Origin of the sequence: Haliscomenobacter sp. (assembly GCF_033763495.1) — a bacterium.
GTDB lineage: Bacteria > Bacteroidota > Bacteroidia > Chitinophagales > Saprospiraceae > Haliscomenobacter.
In genome coordinates, this window is the sequence record NZ_JANRKL010000039.1 from 1 (window position 1) to 17,104 (window position 17,104).

The 17,104-nt window shown below is 48.1% G+C and carries 11 protein-coding genes and 1 pseudogene; all 12 read left to right on the top strand.

Annotation, left to right across the window (positions count from 1 at the left end; translation table 11 throughout):
- A pseudogene (locus SFV55_RS30155) lies at positions 1–1,147 on the top strand (GTP-binding protein); the annotation flags it as partial.
- 107 nt (positions 1,148–1,254) lie between these two features.
- Positions 1,255–3,489, top strand: coding sequence for a TonB-dependent siderophore receptor (locus tag SFV55_RS04930; protein WP_413776691.1), 2,235 nt, complete (start codon positions 1,255–1,257; stop codon positions 3,487–3,489).
- Between the two features lie 303 nt (positions 3,490–3,792).
- Complete coding sequence (locus SFV55_RS04935; protein ID WP_320028355.1) at positions 3,793–5,235, top strand: ABC transporter permease; 1,443 nt, start codon at positions 3,793–3,795, stop codon at positions 5,233–5,235.
- 1 nt (position 5,236) lies between these two features.
- Positions 5,237–6,586: a DUF3526 domain-containing protein gene (locus SFV55_RS04940; protein ID WP_320028356.1), complete on the top strand. Its 1,350-nt coding sequence runs from the start codon at positions 5,237–5,239 to the stop codon at positions 6,584–6,586.
- A gap of 174 nt (positions 6,587–6,760) precedes the next feature.
- Positions 6,761–7,483: an ATP-binding cassette domain-containing protein gene (locus SFV55_RS04945; protein WP_320028357.1), complete on the top strand. Its 723-nt coding sequence runs from the start codon at positions 6,761–6,763 to the stop codon at positions 7,481–7,483.
- 27 nt (positions 7,484–7,510) lie between these two features.
- Positions 7,511–8,935: an ABC transporter permease gene (locus tag SFV55_RS04950; RefSeq protein WP_320028358.1), complete on the top strand. Its 1,425-nt coding sequence runs from the start codon at positions 7,511–7,513 to the stop codon at positions 8,933–8,935.
- Between the two features lie 46 nt (positions 8,936–8,981).
- On the top strand, positions 8,982–10,451 hold the full coding sequence (locus SFV55_RS04955; RefSeq protein WP_320028359.1) for an ABC transporter permease: 1,470 nt from the start codon (positions 8,982–8,984) through the stop codon (positions 10,449–10,451).
- A 39-nt stretch (positions 10,452–10,490) separates the two neighbouring features.
- Positions 10,491–10,889, top strand: a complete 399-nt coding sequence (locus tag SFV55_RS04960) for a hypothetical protein (RefSeq protein WP_320028360.1) — start codon at positions 10,491–10,493, stop codon at positions 10,887–10,889.
- 102 nt (positions 10,890–10,991) lie between these two features.
- Positions 10,992–13,364: a TonB-dependent receptor gene (locus SFV55_RS04965; RefSeq protein ID WP_320028361.1), complete on the top strand. Its 2,373-nt coding sequence runs from the start codon at positions 10,992–10,994 to the stop codon at positions 13,362–13,364.
- 308 nt (positions 13,365–13,672) lie between these two features.
- Positions 13,673–14,692, top strand: coding sequence for a DUF4198 domain-containing protein (locus SFV55_RS04970; RefSeq protein ID WP_320028362.1), 1,020 nt, complete (start codon positions 13,673–13,675; stop codon positions 14,690–14,692).
- Positions 14,689–15,372: a HupE/UreJ family protein gene (locus SFV55_RS04975; RefSeq protein WP_320028363.1), complete on the top strand. Its 684-nt coding sequence runs from the start codon at positions 14,689–14,691 to the stop codon at positions 15,370–15,372. The genes SFV55_RS04970 and SFV55_RS04975 overlap by 4 nt, the downstream gene beginning before the upstream one ends.
- A 74-nt stretch (positions 15,373–15,446) precedes the next feature.
- On the top strand, positions 15,447–17,006 hold the full coding sequence (locus tag SFV55_RS04980; protein WP_320028364.1) for an AAA family ATPase: 1,560 nt from the start codon (positions 15,447–15,449) through the stop codon (positions 17,004–17,006).
- Positions 17,007–17,104: the final 98 nt, after the last annotated feature.

Here is a 17,104-nt window from a genome sequence, read left to right on the forward strand (position 1 = left end):
TGCTCAACCACGTTTTGCACAACAAAGAAGGGCTAAAAGTGGCGGTGATCGTCAACGACATGAGCGAGGTCAACATTGATGCTCGCCTAGTGGAACAACAACACACCCTCTCGCGCACCGAAGAAAAGCTGGTGGAAATGAGCAATGCTGCATCTGTTGTACCCTGCGCGAAGACCTGATGTTGGAGGTGGAACGCCTGGCCAAAGAAGGCCGCTTTGATTACCTACTCATCGAAAGTACCGGGATTTCAGAACCCGTACCCGTGGCCCAAACCTTCAGTTTTGTGGATGAAGAAAAGGACATTGACCTTTCACGTTGGGCCTACGTCGATACGATGGTAACGGTGGTGGATGCGCTCAATTTTCCGCAGGATTTTGGCAGTACCCATACTGTAGCCGACCGCGACTTACAGGCGGGAGAAGGCGATTACCGCCCGATTGTGAACCTTCTGACCGATCAGGTCGAGTTTGCCGATGTGATTATTTTGAACAAAACCGACCTGGTGCCTGCCGAGAAAGTAGCCGAAATCAGCGCCATGCTCCAACGCCTCAATCCTGGCGCAGTCATCATCGGCACCAAACACGGCAAAGTCGCCCCCAAAGAAATCCTCAATACAGGGCGCTTTGACTATGAGGTGGCCTCTAATTCGGCGGGCTGGATCCGCGAACTGATGAACCTGGGAGCACATACACCGGAAACAGAAGAATATGGTTTCAGTTCCTTTGTATTCCGCGATAAACGCCCCTTCCACCCCGAACGCTTCTGGCAATACCTCAGCGAGGATTTTGACGGCGGAATCGTACGCAGCAAGGGTATGTTCTGGATTGCTTCCCGCCCCAGCGATGCGCTCAACTGGAGCCAGGCGGGTGGTTCCTTGCAGGCTTCTTCTGCCGGGCATTGGTGGGCAAGTATGCCGCTACACCGCCGCATGAACATTCCCTCTATTTTGGAAGCACAAGAAGAAATTAAAAAAGACTGGGATCCGGTTTTTGGAGACCGGGCCAATGAGTTGGTTTTCATCGGTCAGGATTTGGATCAAACGCGCATCAAGATGGAATTGCGGGCTTGTTTGTGCACGCCCGAGGAAATCGAGCAGATGTGGCAGGGCGGGTATTTTGAAGATCCGTTTCCGGAGATGATGAATTGACCACTGACCCAAACACTTAAACCAATACTTTCTTTATCACACACTCACTTATCATGATCAAACCATTCAAATTCAGCATTGTGCTGGTGTTTTTTGTAACGGGTATAATGGCCCAAACCCCCAGCAACACCCCCACCGACACCCTCAAAAAACTCGAACTACAAACCGTTGAAATCACCGGTCGGCTCAAAAAAGACTACAACAGTGATTATTCTTTTTCGGCCACCAAAATCGCCGTTTTGAACAAAGACCTGCCGCAGTCGATTGGCACGGTGACCAAGGAATTGATCGCTGATCGCCAGGCTTTTCAATTGGCCGATGCCGTGAAAATCTCCAGCGGGGTCATTCCTTCCAGTTATTACAACCAGTACGCCATTCGGGGGATCAGCCAAAATGAAGAAGGCCAGATCATCAATGGGATGCGTACCCGGCAGTACTATTTTTTGCAGCCACTGACGACCAACATTGAACGTGTAGAAGTGCTCAAAGGGCCGGCCAGTGCTGCTTTTGCCAGTGTAGACCCCGGTGGGAGCATCAATCTGGTGACGAAAAAACCACTCAAGCAGGACCGCAAAGAGGTCAGCATGAGTGTGGGCAGTTTCAGTACTTTTCGGGGCACCCTGGATTTCACGGGGCCACTCAATGAAGAAAAAACCTTGTTGTATCGGGTCAATGGGGCGTACCAGGAAGCTCGTTCCTACCGCGATTTGGCGGGCAATAAATCCATGTTGATTTCACCTTCCTTCAGCTATTTGCCCAACAAAAAAACGGCCATCAATGCCGAGCTGATTTTCAGCAACATGAACGGGGTACTGGATCGGGGGCAACCCATTTTTGGGGCTCAGGCTGGCGTGACGGAGCTCAATAGCACCCCCATCAGCCTCAATCTTGGTGCCACCAATGACTTTTTTAAGTCGAAAGAGCTGATTCTGATGGGGAACTTCACCCATCAATTTACCCCCAATATCAGCTTCACCACTTCGTACATGAAGCAATCCTGGACGGAAAACCTGCAAGAGCACCGTACCACCAATGCTTTTGCCGTGGACATCGAAAACAAGCCCGTAACCAGTCTGGCGGCTATGCAATTCATTCAACGCCAACAGTATTGGAATGTTGACAACCTAAGTTCCTATTTCAATTTCAAACTCAATACGGGTAAAATCAAACACCAAATCTTGCTGGGCTATGACCTGAACTATTGGGAAAAAACCAAAGGTGGAGGCCAAAACGCCGCAAGGGGCTTTTTGCTGAAAGATGGCGGTGTGGCCGGTTCTTTTGTGTTGGCCAATGCGGCCAATTACCAGACCATCACCACGGCGGGTCGCACCCTCCCTCGCCCCAATGTGAACCATTTTGACCTGAGTAACCCCAGCTATACCATCCGCAACGTCAACGATTACACCCTCAATGTGCGTACCGCGCTGCCCGCTGCCCTGACTACCAACAACGCACTGTACGTTCAGGAGTACCTGACCTGGAGCAAATTGACCCTCCTCCTGGGCTTGCGCCAGGAATGGTACAAAGACATCACCAACTTCGAAACCAGCAACGAATTTTCATTCAAAAACACCAAATTATTGCCCCGGATCGGAGCCACTTTTGCTGTTTCGAAGCAAATCAATGTATACGGGACTTACTTGCAAGGTTTTCAACCACAGTCCAATACGGTGACCCTGATGCCCAGCACCGGGGCGTTTTTTGGCGTACCGAAATCGGCCGCCCAATTTCAACCACTGGAGAGTGATTTGAAAGAATTGGGGATAAAAGCCGATTTGTTCAAGCAAAAAATAACCTTAACTGCTGCGGTATACGAGATCAACCAGCGCAACATCCTGATGAACGCCAACGACCCTGCTCAACCGGATTTGCTGGTGCAACGCGGGGCGGATCGCAGCCGAGGTTTTGAATTGGATTTGGCGGGGTACATCAACGAGCACTGGCAAATCAACGCCTCCTACAGTTACATCGATGCCGAAATTGTGAACGATGCCAAAGCGGAACTCATTGGCCAACACAAAGAGAACACCCCAACGAACAGTGCCAACCTCTGGACGCGTTTCAATTTTGGACTCAATTCGCCTTTGAAGGACATTGGCATCGGCTTGGGAGTTCAGCACCAGGGTAGCCGGATTCCCTGGTTTACCCGGGCTTTTGAGGTACCCGCGTTTACAATCTTCGACGCAGCCTTTTACTACACTCCCGCGAAAAGCAACGTACAGATTGCGCTCAATGCCAACAATCTTTTTAACGAGACTTATTGGATTGGTGCTCAGAATTACCTGCGTTTGTTTCCAGGGGCACCGCGCAATGTGATTTTGACGGCAACGTACCGGTTTTAGGTAGAACTTACATGAGTGGTTATCCAGAATTTTGGGGAGAACTAACCGCGGATGCGGTTGAATTTATCATAGCCCCGGTCGTCCGGGGTCATTTGGGTAGCAAAAGGTTTCGCAACCGCGGATGCGGTTGAACTTTTTGCTCAATTGAGTTCAACCACTGCCGTGGTTGCCGCCAATTTGACCCAACTATTTACCCGGACGACCGGGGCTATGATGAATTCAATCGCTTCGCGATTAGACTTTAGTCAGATTTTGGAGCTTACTAATTATCTTTTTACTTCAAATCTAATAGAGTGACCCACCATGCGACAATCCCCAACCCTGCTCATCGCCCGGCAGTTCTGGCGGCATACCCTGAAATCAGGGGCTTTATTGCCGCTTTTAGGGCTGTTTTGCCTCCTGTTGGCCTATGCCACCTTCACGGGTTGGAAGACCTATCAGGTTCAAAACAAGCTGCGCAAGCATTACCAGGCCGAGGTGCGGCACGAGTGGGAGGAAAGCCCCGACAAGCATCCGCACCGCATGGCGCACTACGGCTACCTGGTGTTTCGGCTCAAACACCCCCTGAGTGCGTTTGATTACGGACTGGAAAGTTACACGGGCAATGCCGTGTTTTTAGAGGCGCACCGCCAGAACACGGTCAATTTTTCGGAGGCCAGTTTTTCTACGGGTTTGCTGCGTTTTGGCGACATCAGCATGGCTATGCTGCTTCAGCTTGTGTTGCCCCTGATGTTGTTTTTTCTGGGTTTCAACAGCATTACCAGCGAGCGGGAGCAGGGCACTTTAAAAATCCTCTTCAGTCAGGGCGTGGGGTGGAAGGAGCTGTTGTTGGGTAAAACCCTGGGCTTGTTGAGCATTGCCGGACTTTTTTTCCTGCCCGTGGTGCTGAGCTTGCTGTTTTTGACTGCTTTTGGGGAGGTGGAGCAAAGCCAAAACTGGCTGCGGCTAGGAAGCATTTTAGGCGCGTATGGCTTGTTTCTGGCCACGCTTGCGCTGGTGGCAGTACTGGTATCGGCTTACAGCAGCAGTTCCAAAACGGCGCTGGTGCGTTTGATCGGGCTTTGGTTGCTTTGGACCATTGTGTTGCCGCGCAGTACCCAGGCCTTGGGCAATTATTGGCACCCTTCGCCCAGTAAGGTTGAATTTGAAGCCCGGGTAGAACAGGATTTGATCAAAGAAGGGGATAGCCACAACCCGGATGATCCGCACTATAAAGCCATTAAAGATTCGCTGTTGGCAGCGTATAAAATCGATTCGGTGCAACAATTGCCCTTTAATTACAGTGGTTTCATCATGAGCGAGGGGGAGCGGATCAGCGCGGAGATTTACAATCGGCAATGGCACCAACTTTTGGCGGTATACACCCAACAAAATCGACTGGCCGAGACTTCGGCCTTGCTGAATCCTTTTATGGCTTTGAAAAACCTGTCGATGGGTTTGGCAGGAACGGATTTTTACGCCTACGTTGATTTTCAACAACAAGTAGAAACTTTCCGCTACCAATTGGCGCAGCGCATGAACCGCCTGCAAATGCGCTACATCAGCAATCAAAAGTTGGGGCCACAAGACAAACCGTATCAAATCAGTCGCAAGCACTGGCGGGAAATGCCGGATTGGCAGTACCAGTATTTGAACGTAGGGCAGGTTTTTCAACAACAAGTACTGAGCATTCTGGCGCAGTTGTTTTGGCTCGTTGCCTTGTGGGTTTTGTTGTTGTATTCTTCCAAAAAATTAAGAGTCATCTGATATGTACGCTCTGGAAATCAACCATTTTTTGCGCAGCAAAGGCGCAATGGGAGGCTTGGTCTTGTTGCTGTTGGTGGGCTGCCTGAGCCTCCTGATCGGGCGGCAATTTGTGGCCAAACAACAGCAGGCACAAGCCGAAATAGCCCGGTTTCAGCGCGAGCACATCGAGCGAAATGTACGCTACCACCAAGATGAAATGGGGCTCCTGTTGTATTACCTGCGCTTTACACTGGTCAATCCCAATCAGCCGCTCAACGCTTTATCGATTGGGCAAAGGGATGTCCAGAACTCCATTCAAAGTGTAACCATTCGTGGTTTGGAAAATCAAAAATACGATACCGATTTGCACAACCCGGTGAATCTCCTGATGGGGAATCTGGATTTCAGCTTTGTGGTCATTTTCCTTTTTCCATTGCTCATCATTGCTTTGACTTACAATCTGCTGTCTGAGGAAAAAGAGGAAGGCACCCTGCGTTTGGTGGCTACTCAGGCGCGATCGACCTTGTATTTTTTGCTGCGAAAAATGTCGATTCGGATGTTGGCCGTTTTTACGGTGTTGCTGCTGTTGCTCGGCATCGCTGTTGTTGCCCTAAAACTGCCACTGGACAGTACAACCCTAGCTTTTGTGGCGGTAGCGGGCCTGTACCTGCTCTTTTGGTTTGCACTCAGCTCCTGGGTCATTTCCTGGCAGCGCAATTCTGGTTTGAATGCGGTGGCGCTGTTGAGTTTTTGGGTGTTGCTGACGCTGGTGTTCCCCGCCGCGCTCAATGCCTATTTGATCAACCGTTACCCGGTGCCCGAAGCCTTAAACACGATGATCCAACAACGCGAAGGGTACCACGAGAAATGGGATTTGCCAAAGGCCGTGACGATGGACAAATTTTATGCCCATTATCCCGAGTTCAAAAAATACCCCCTGCCGGATAAAACCTTCAGTTGGTTGTGGTATTACGCCATGCAACAAATGGGAGATGATGAATCCCAACCGGCGGCACTTGAATTGAAACACAAATTGCAGCAGCGCGAACAGGCTACCGCGGTTTTCGCCTACTTTTCGCCTGCTATCCACACCCAATTGGCCTTCAACCGCCTGGCTGCTGCGGATTTGCAGCAACAATTGGGTTACTGGGAAGCCACGGAGCGTTTTCACGAAAGGCTGCGGCTGTATTTTTATTCCCGAATATTTGAGAACCGAGCAGTGAAAACAGAAAATTGGTACTCTTTTCGGGTAGAGTCGTTTGTGGCGAAGGTGGAAGTCAATTGGGCGAAAATGCTCTTGCCTTTGGTTTTGAGCATTGTAGTGATTGGGGGACTTGGGCTATGGGGTTTGAGTAGGCGTCAGGTGCTTTGAGGATAAAAATGATTGACCACTGCAAGAAAAAAAGCTAGAAAAGTGGCTGAAAAGAGGGTGGAGTTACAGCCTTTTGTTTTATCAATAAAATCCCCCTTTATTAAGAATTTAAATAAAACCCCAAACCAATCTTGCCATGTACTGCGTACTGATTAGTAATTAAACTAATTTCATATGCTGAGTGCCTTACAATTGACCAAACACTACGGTAGCTTCACTGCGCTTGACCGCCTGGATTTAGAGGTGGAAAATGGGGAGATTTTTTGCCTGCTCGGCGCCAATGGCGCAGGCAAAACCACCACCATTAACCTTTTCATGGGCTTCATCGAAGCTTCGGCTGGCCAAGCCTGCATCGATGAACTGGTGGTTCGCCCCGGCGATGCCAAAATCAAACAACGCATTGGGTACATCCCCGAAAACGTGATGTTGTACCCGGAACTGAGCGGCCTGCAAAATCTGGCCTATTTGAGCCAACTTTCCGGCAAAAAATACAACAAAACCGAACTCAGTAATTTTTTACAACAAGCCAATTTGCAAGCCGAAGCCATACATCAGCCAGTGGCCCAATATTCTAAGGGTATGCGGCAAAAGGTGGGTATCGCATTGGCTTTGGCCAAAGAGGCCAGCGCGCTGTTTTTGGATGAACCTACTTCAGGGCTTGACCCACTCGCCAGCAATGAATTTTCCAACTTGTTGCAACAGCTAAGCCAACGCGGTGTATCCATTTTGATGGTGACCCATGACCTATTTCGGGCCAAAGAAGTCGCTAATCGGGTCGGCATCATGAAAGCTGGGCAATTGGTGGAAGTCCTTGATGCAGCTACAGTTAGCCATAGCGAACTGGAACGCATTTATGTTGAAATCATCTCCGCGCCCATTTCTGCTGTAGGCGCTTAATTCTTTCACCGAACACCTTGACCGATCATGCTTACTGCCGTACTCCAAAAGGAATTTCGCTCTCTCCTCGTCGACGCACGCTTGCGTTGGTCGGCAATTGTGAGTTTGGGGCTATTTGTATTGGCCCTGATCACCGGAGTCTCCCATTACCAAAACACGAATCGGCTCTATACCAAAGCCCAGGAAGACACTTACCGCCAGTGGTTGGATCAAGGCGAAAAAAATCCCCATTCTGCAGCACATTACGGGCTTTACGCCTACAAACCTGTTCCCCTTTTGGCCATTTTTGACCGGGGGATGGACGATTACCTCGGCAACGCGGTTTGGCTCGAAGCCCACAATCAGAATGAAGTTAAACTGCGCACCGTGCAGGATGCGGGCACCATTGGGCGTTTTGGTGCGCTCACCATAGGGTTCATTTGGCAATTTATTTTGGCTCTCCTAATCATTCTTTTAGCATACAACAGCCTGAGCAAAGAGTACGAATCGGGCACTTTGCGCATGTTGTTCAGCACTCAAATTAGTAGTTTTAGTTTACTCGCTGGTAAAGCCTTGGGTATCCTTAAAGCTGTTTTACTTTGTTTGTACCTGCCTATGTTCCTCTTGCTTTCTGGGGCCTTGTGTTGGGCTGGAGGGGCGGAAGCCTTTGCCCGGATATTGCCTAGTTTGGGTCTTGCCGCAGTGCTTTATACCTTGTTTTACGCAGTATTCGTGGTGCTGAGTCTCAGCTTTTCGGCATGGCTGCGTAGCTCGGGGCTGAGTTTGGCGGCATTACTTGGCGTATGGGCCATTGGTGCTTTCTTATTACCGCGCATCAGTGGGAGTGTAGCCATGAGTCTGCATCCGACACCTTCTGCGCTGGATTTTACCGAAAAGGTGTTGATCCAACGGGAAAAAGGACTAGATGGACAAAGCTCCTATGAAAAATTTCAGGAAGCACTCAAGGCAAAAGCACTGCGTGATTATGGCGTAGACAGTTTATCACAACTGCCGGTAAGTTTTGCCGGAATTGCCCTGCAAGCCAGCGAAGACCGCGATTGGAAAGTGTACGACCTACAATACGGCGCTTTGTTCCGCTTGTTTCAAGCCCAAAATGCGTTGTTGGAAAAAATCAATCTGCTTTCGCCCATCCTGGCCATGCGCGATGTTTCCCGTTCACTGGCGGGAACCGATTTGTACAAACACCTGAATTTTACCCGACAAGCCGAAACCCACCGCCGCCTGGTAGCCAAGGTGATGAATACCGATCAAAAAATCAATGGCATCAAACAAGAACGCGACTACAAAGCAGGAGCCGCCCTTTGGCAAAAAGTACCGCAATTCCAGTACCAAAACCAAAGTTTAGGCGAGCAGTTGCAACAACAATGGTTCAGTTTGTTGAGCCTGGGGTGTTGGTTGCTGGGCTTGACGTTCTGCCTATACCGCTCTGCACAAACCCTACATCTGGATTAACAAACGCCTTATGCAAACCCAAACCTACCTTCCAAAATACAACGCCATGCGTAATTTTTACTTCATCGCTTTTTACGATTGGCTGATGCTACGAGCCAACAAAATGCTCCTGAGTTGTTTTGCCTTGTTGGTCTTGTTTGTTGCTTTTGCACTGTGGACTGGCCAGCAGCGGATTGCTTTTCACAGGACTACCCTGGCCAAGGTAAAAGCAACCGAAAAAAGGCAGTTGGCTGAAAAAAGGCAGTTGGTAGCCGATTTGGAGCAGAGTGGCAAACCTTTTACGGGCAATTCTCACCGCGACCCTACCGAACCCAATGGGGCCGCCAATTCCGCCGCCAATCGGTATTTCAGCCTTGCACCTGCTCCATTAGCCGTAGTGGCTGTAGGCCAAAGTGATTTGCGGGCCTACTATTACAAGTTTGGTTTGCACAAAAAACAAGCATTGTACCACGGCGAAGAAATCGAAAACGCGTCCATTTTGTACAACGGCCATTTTGATCTGGCTTTTGTCATCACCTTTTTATTGCCCTTGTTGGTCATCGCTTTGACTTTTAATGTAGTGGCAGGTGAAAAAGAGCGTAGCACTTTGCCTTTGATTTTGGCTAGCACCACCTCCTTGCGCAGTGTAGCGCTGAATAAGTTTGTCTTCCGTTTTGCTTTGTTGAGTCTCTTTTTTAGCGGATTGGTTGTAATGGGGCTGGCATTTTTTGGGGTTTCAATTGCACAAGAGGCAGCAGGCATTGCCGCATTGCTTGGCATAACTACTGCTTACAAGGCCTTTTGGTTTGGGCTCAGTTTTGGGATCAATAGCCAAGGTAAAGGCTCCGGGTTTAATGCCGCCGTGTTGGTGGGGGGGTGGTTGGCACTGTTGGTGGTATTGCCAGCTTTGCTTAGTGTAGCAGCAAATGCATATTATCCGATGCCATCAAGAGTAGAGTTGATTGCTGAAACCCGCGAAGCCTCGGAGGAAGCCAAAAAGAACGGTGCCCAAATTTTGGCGCAATATTTTGAGGACCATCCCGAATTGGCCGCTCAAGCCAGCAAACCAGTGGATACCAAAAATTTTGCAGCAAGCTCCCTGATGGTCAACCTGGAAGTGGAAAAAGCCATTCGCCCCCTGGAAGAAAAATTTGAGGCGCAAAAAGACAAACAAGCACGTTTGGTGGCACAATGGCGCTTCGTTTCCCCAGCGATTTTTGTGCAACAAATGTTGGAAAACCTTGCCGCTACAGGCGATGCCCATTACCTGGATTTTGAACAACAAATGCAAGCCGCTCACGCCAAGTACCGCGCCTTTTTTACCCAAAAAATCATCAAGCAGGAAAAAATGCGTGCTGCCGATTACGATCAGGTGCCCCAAAGTCAGTACACCAACTCGCCCGGACTTGTTCGGGCTAACCGTGCAGGGTTTTGGGATACCCTTTGGTTGTTGGGGGCTGGTTTTGTAGCCATAATCTGGGGGCTGCTGCAAGTTGCGCCGCAAAAGATGGCTGAACCACGCTGGATAGAAGCTTAAGGAACAGGTTCAAAAAATCAATTGTTTCAAGACAAGAAGATGAAAAAAAGCACAGTCTGGATTTTGTTGGTTGTTTACCTACATGCCTCTGCCCAAATGGTGATGCCATTGGTGCAGGACTGTGTTGCACACTTGTTGTTTTGGCACGAACACTTCGAACAGGTCCACCACGGACATAGCCATAGCGATCACGTAGATCACGAACTGGAACATTTGATGGATGGTAACGATGACCACCATGCACCTTCCGAAACGACGCCCAGCAGTACCTATCTCGGCAAATATGTACTTGCTTGTCATCTCCTTGCCAAAGCACCAGAATTCCTGTTGCGAAAAGAGCAGCTTATTTTTTTAATGTCGCGCATCAATAGGTACATTTTTTTCTATCAACCTTTCCACCAGAAAGTCAGTACTCCACCTCCAGAGTTGATTGGATGATTCGTTTTTTTGCTGTTTTTCAATTGCTTAAGTCTCAGTGTTTGACCTAAGCCAGGGCAGTCTTTTGTCCAAATAATTATCATCCAATAAAGAACAATCACCATGTATTTCAAATACCTACTTTCGTTCTTCTGCCTCTTCGGCACTTTAAATGCTTTTACCCAACAACGGGTAGTGAGTGGTAAAATTTATGATGCCCAAACCAAAGAACCACTCATTGGAGCCAACGTTTTTGTGCCCGGTACCCTGAATGGCACCTTGACGGATGCCACCGGAAAATTCAGTTTCAGCACTGAAGCCAATACCCTGGAAATATCCTATATCGGGTACGAGAACCAACAGGTTGCTGTACCCGCCGATGGTCAACTCAACTTTGGTATCAAACCCACTTCCTTAAACCTGCAAGCGGTAGTAGTCACTGCCAGCCGGGAGGCGCAAAAACGCTCTGATGCACCCATTGCGATTTCTAAACTGTCTTCAGACCTGATTTCGAATACCAAAGCCGTGGCACTCCCCGAACTGATCAGCAAAGTTCCAGGTGTATTTATGATGCGTTTCACTGGAGAAGGCCACAACATGAGTATCCGGCAGCCCCTTTCGACCTCAGCTTATTTTTTGTACATGGAAGATGGTGTACCCGTACGCCCGATGGGTTTGTTCAACCACAATGCGCTGATTGAATCCAATATCATGGTCCTCAATTCCATTGAAGTGGTGAAAGGACCTGCTTCTTCCATTTACGGCCCCGAAGCCGTAGGGGGTGCCATCAACTTGATCACCAAACGCCCCACTGCTGTGCCTACTTTCAGCATCGGCTATCAGGGGGACGAATTCAATTACAAGCGCCTGCAATTCAGCGCAGGGGGTATGCTGAACAAAAAAATGGGCGTATTTGTAGGTGGATTCATGGGTAGCCAAAAAAATGGCTGGCGTGAACGCACCGATTACACCAAAAACGCCGTCAACGCCCGTTTGGAATACCAACTCAGTGCCAGAACCATGCTTACCGCGGCCTATGCTTACAATTTTTACGACGGACAGGAAGGACTTAGCCTCGACAGCATCGCGTATTACAGTCGGACCTACGAAGCCAGCAACGACTTTATGTACCGCAAAATCACTGCTCAGCGTTCGCGGGTCACGCTCAATCACCGTTGGGGCAAACAAGCCGAATCCTTTGTTACCGCATTTCACCGCTTCAACGATTACCAGATGAGCCCTAACCATACCGTGCGCTGGACTACTGGCCAAACCACAGCAACCAGTGAAAAGAACCAGAGCTTGTTCAACAGTTACGGGGTCATTGCCCAGCACAACCAACGGTTTAATTTTTTAAAAGCAAAATTGATTGTAGGAGGCACCTTTGATTTTACCCCTCAAACTTACAATGCCTTCCAGATTGGGCTGAATGCGGAGCTGCGACCAGACGGCAAAAACGTCAAAAAATACACCTACGTTGAAGATCGTCCTAGTGTAAAATTGGGGGAATACGATGCCAATGTGCGCAATGCTGGGGTTTATTCTCAATTTGAAATCAATCCCTCCGAGCGTTTGAAACTCATCGCGGGCGCACGTTACGACCTTTTTGCTTTTAATTATGAGAACTATCTGGACAATACCCAAGGCGAAAAATCATACAGCCAATTTAGTCCCAAAGTGGGTGCCACTTACGACCTGGGCAACAACATGGGCATGTATGCCAATTACAGCATTGGTTTTGCTCCTCCCGGAGTGACCGCCATTTTCCGTAAACGCCCCAATCCGATCGCTGGCCAGGATCCATTTTATTACAACCTTGGTTCGGCTCGATTCTTTAACACTGAAGTAGGTGGCTGGTGGTCCTTGTTGAAAAATAAAGTGATGATCGACCTTTCGGTTTACCGCTTGAAAGGGCAAAATGAATTGCTGGCGATTCGCCAGGCCGACAACTCGACCGATTATCAAAGTGCCGGGGCTACCTTGCACCAGGGGGTAGAATTTGGGCTGACTGCAACTCCATTTAAGGACTTACAAATCCGCTTTGGTGGAGCCAACGCGCTGCACCGTTTTGAAGACTTCCGCTTGTCGGACAGACCCAGCGATGCCCTGCAAAAACTGGATGGTTACGAGATGCCCAATGCTCCGCGCTGGATCGTGAATACCGAAATCATCTATCAGCCCAGTTGGGTGAAAGGTCTACGGCTGTCTGGAGAATGGCAAAGCCTCTCACCGTATTTCCTGAACCAAATCAATACGATAAGAATGGAAGATCGGGGATTTTTGGGTCAAAAAGGCCTGAGTCTGCTCAATGTCCGGGTAGGATACACCATCAAGGGAGTTGAATTGTTTGTCAATGCCTTGAACCTGACTGATGAACTGTATACCACCAGTGCTTCCCGTGGTAACGCGCTGAGTGACCGTACCCGGTTTTCACCCGGTGCCCCGCGCACGGTAGGGTTCGGGATGCAATACAATTTTGTAGGAAAAGCTAAATGAGGCTCGTTGTAATGCGCTGTTGCTGAAGGTCAAAGCAGCAACGGCGCATCAGCCTCTTTTTGAGAGAAATCCAATGATTGAACCAAGCTCCAGGTATGATTTTTAAAGCATTTGCTGATTTGGTTATTGCTTAACAAGTCTCCGCTTTGGTATTTTTCCTTTAACTTATTGCCTTCCTGATCTGCTTTTCCTACCTTTGGAATGGGTTGGTTTTGCTTGGGGGAGCTTTCGTAAAAGCAAACTTAACCGCATCAACTTACTTCTTTAATGGCGATTAAATAAAGTATACTATGTTGAAATTTAAATCCATGCGTAAGCCCATTTTCCTCTTATTCGCCCTCATCCTGCTATGCAGTCACGATCTGTATATAAAAATGGAAACCTATTTTTTGCAGGCCAATCAAAAAGCGACACTGAGCCTGTACAATGGAACCTTTGAGACGAGCGAAAATATCATCACTCGCGACCGCATGTTGGACGCTTCGGTTGTCGCTCAAGGCAAAAGAGTCGCCATCAAGCCAGATCAATGGAAAGACCAAGACAGCACCATTACCCAATTGACTTTTAATACGGGTGAAGGGGGAACTTATGTGGTAGGTGTCTCTACCAAAGCAAAGAATATCGCACTTCCTGCCAAAGAATTTAACAGTTACCTGGAACACGATGGCGTTTTGGATATGCTCGAACAACGCACTAAGGATGGCTTGTTAGATCAAGATGCCGTAGAGCGTTATGAAAAACACATCAAAGCCATCTATCAGGTAGGTGATATAAAAACGAAGGACTGGAGCACCGTACTAGGTTATCCTCTCGAGTTTGTTCCGCAAGCAAATCCTTACGAAAAATGCAGTGGCGAAAAACTGGAAGTGCAGTTGTTGGCCGATGGTAAGCCGCTACCCCAGCAACTGGTTTATGCTGACTATATCCAAAGTGCTCAGGCCCATACGCACAGCGATCACGACCATGAGCACGACGGAGAAAATCACGCACATACCAACGCTGAGCACGACCATAAGCAGGAATCACATACACATACTGGCGGCCAACAATTACGTACCAATGACCAAGGTAAAGTCCTTGTAGACCTACCGGAAGATGGTGTCTATTATCTACGTACCATTCATATGGCTAAAGTTAGTGATAATGATTCATTAACCCATCGCTCTAAATGGGCGACACTGACATTTGAGGTTAGCCACAAGCACGGTGCCAGCACCCACACACATGATCATGACCATGGGGATGGTCCTCCTGCCTGGATTTTTATAGTAAGTAGCCTGCTAATCATAGGGTTATTATTTCTCGTATTTAGAAAAAAGAACCAATGAGGTATGTTTTTTTAAGGCAAGGGCTGTTGTTGTTGTTATTGTTGTTCGTTCCAATTTGGGGATTAGCCCATGATGTTTCCAGTGCCGATCAAGAGATTTTACACGGTGGCAGCTTATGGGCTTACATTCGGGTAGGAGCAACGCATATGCTTACGGGTTATGATCACTTGCTTTTTTTGGCGGGGGTTGTGTTCTACTTGAACAACTTTAATGATATTTTGAAATTCATCACCGTGTTTACGATTGGACATTGTATCAGCTTGATCGGTGCGACTTACTTCGGGATAACCGCAAATGAACATTTGGTAGATGCGGTCATTGCCCTGAGCGTTTTGTACAAAGGTTTTGAGAATTTGGGCGGATTTGAACAATTGAAGATAAAGTCGCCCAATTTACTGATCATGGTGGGGCTTTTTGGTTTAATTCACGGCTTTGGATTATCCACCCGATTACAGTCTTTTGACCTGGGAACGGAGCAAATTTTAGCAAAAATTCTGTGTTTTAATTTGGGTGTCGAAGTAGGTCAAGTGTTGGCATTGATTCCCATTATTTTTATCATCACGCTTTCCCGAAAGCATCACCAGTTTCCTGCTTTTTACAAAGCTGTGAATGGGTACTTGGTATTGGCAGGGATAGCTTTGTTTGTCTATCAATTGTATCACTACGTTGTTGGGCATTAGTTGGTCAGTTGATCATACTGCGAATCTGTTCATTGCCCAATTTTGCTATCTTTGCCCAGCAACTTCAAGCCGCCATGCAAAAAAAGTTCAACATCACTGGCATCTGTCGCCCCGCCAAACACTACATGGCGGACGTATCAGGCAAACTGGCGCAAACACTCGCCATGGTCGAAGATGGGGATTATTTCATCATCAATCGCCCCAGGCAATATGGAAAGACGACCACTTTGTACACTTTGGCGGAATTGTTGGAGAAGAAAGGGGATTATCTTGTTTTTAACACCAGTTTTGAAGGAGTAGGTAGCCATTTTTTTGAGGAAGAACCAGTGTTTTGTCAAGGATTTATCCAATTGCTGGCTAATTATATCCGCTATCGTGCACCTGAGTTGTCGGATTGGCTAAACGAACATGCCAAACAAAAAAACAGCATCCAAGAACTAAATGATTTCATCACTCAATTGGTAGAAAAAGCCGGAAAAGAGGTCGTATTGCTTGTAGACGAAGTGGATAAAAGCAGCAACAATCAATTGTTTATTGACTTTTTGGCTATGCTGCGCAACAAGTACCTGGCACAAGATTTGGCCAAAACCTTCCACTCCGTGGTGCTGGCCGGAGTACACGACATCAAATCGCTAAAACTCAAACTTCGCTCAGATACCGAACAGAAATACAACTCCCCCTGGAACATCGCGGCAGAGTTTACCGTGGACATGAACCTCCAGCCCATGGAGATCATCCCCATGTTGGAGGAATACGCTCGGGACAAGCAGGTGAGTTTAGACCCCAAGGCAATCGCTGAACGGCTTTTTTATTACACCTCTGGCTATCCTTTTTTGGTGAGTAAGCTCTGCAAAATCATCGATGAGCAACTTTTACCCAACAAAAAAAACGTAAACTGGACGGTGGAAGATGTTGATGTAGCTGCTTCCATAGTGGTCAGAGAAACCAATACCAACTTCGAAAGTTTGATCAAAAACCTGGAACATTACCCCGATTTGTACAGCTTGGTGTATAAAAAATTGATCGATTTGGAATACCAAAGTTATTCCATCCACGACCCTACGGTGGCACTGGGCCTGATGTACGGCATTTTAAAAAACGGGCAAGGAATCAGCATCCACAACCGCATTTACGAAGAAGTTATTTATGCCTACATGACTTCTAAAGCCACCGCCCAGGTGCTGATGGGATCGCACAATGTGCCTCGAAATTTCAAATTAGACGACAATCGGCTCAACATGGAGGCCATCCTCCTCAAGTTTCAAGCCTTCATGCGCGAGCAGGACAGCGCCAAAGACCGCGATTTTTTGGAAAGAAACGGACGCCTGGTCTTTTTAGCTTTTATCAAGCCCATTATCAACGGATCGGGCTTTGACTTTAAAGAGCCACAAATTTCGGAAGAACGGCGCCTGGATGTAGTCATCACCTACCTCCAACACAAATACATCGCTGAACTCAAAATCTGGCGCGGCCCCGAAGCCCACGCCGACGGCCTGGCCCAATTGGCGGACTACCTCGAACGGCAATCCCTACAGGAAGGTTACCTGCTCGTTTTTGACCATTCCAAGAAAAAAAGCTGGAAGAGCGGCTGGGAAGAGGTAGCGGGGAAAAAGGTGTTTGTGGTGTGGGTGTGAGTCCAAAGAAATTCCGCTTCTTGTTACCGTCACTTTTAAAAGTCGTCATTTTTGATCATTGTCCTCTCCCGACCAAATTCTACATTTTGAGGTTTATT

Excerpts from the sequence above, each read along its gene's own strand:
- SFV55_RS04935 (WP_320028355.1), top strand. The coding sequence starts at position 3,793 with ATGCGACAATCCCCAACCCTGCTCATCGCCCGGCAGTTCTGGCGGCAT.
- SFV55_RS04950 (WP_320028358.1), top strand. The coding sequence starts at position 7,511 with ATGCTTACTGCCGTACTCCAAAAGGAATTTCGCTCTCTCCTCGTCGAC.
- SFV55_RS04980 (WP_320028364.1), top strand. The coding sequence starts at position 15,447 with ATGCAAAAAAAGTTCAACATCACTGGCATCTGTCGCCCCGCCAAACAC.
- SFV55_RS04970 (WP_320028362.1), top strand. The coding sequence starts at position 13,673 with ATGCGTAAGCCCATTTTCCTCTTATTCGCCCTCATCCTGCTATGCAGT.
- SFV55_RS04930 (WP_413776691.1), top strand. The coding sequence starts at position 1,255 with ATGGCCCAAACCCCCAGCAACACCCCCACCGACACCCTCAAAAAACTC.
- SFV55_RS04940 (WP_320028356.1), top strand. The coding sequence starts at position 5,237 with ATGTACGCTCTGGAAATCAACCATTTTTTGCGCAGCAAAGGCGCAATG.
- SFV55_RS04975 (WP_320028363.1), top strand. The coding sequence starts at position 14,689 with ATGAGGTATGTTTTTTTAAGGCAAGGGCTGTTGTTGTTGTTATTGTTG.
- SFV55_RS04945 (WP_320028357.1), top strand. The coding sequence starts at position 6,761 with ATGCTGAGTGCCTTACAATTGACCAAACACTACGGTAGCTTCACTGCG.
- SFV55_RS04955 (WP_320028359.1), top strand. The coding sequence starts at position 8,982 with ATGCGTAATTTTTACTTCATCGCTTTTTACGATTGGCTGATGCTACGA.
- SFV55_RS04965 (WP_320028361.1), top strand. The coding sequence starts at position 10,992 with ATGTATTTCAAATACCTACTTTCGTTCTTCTGCCTCTTCGGCACTTTA.
- SFV55_RS04960 (WP_320028360.1), top strand. The coding sequence starts at position 10,491 with ATGAAAAAAAGCACAGTCTGGATTTTGTTGGTTGTTTACCTACATGCC.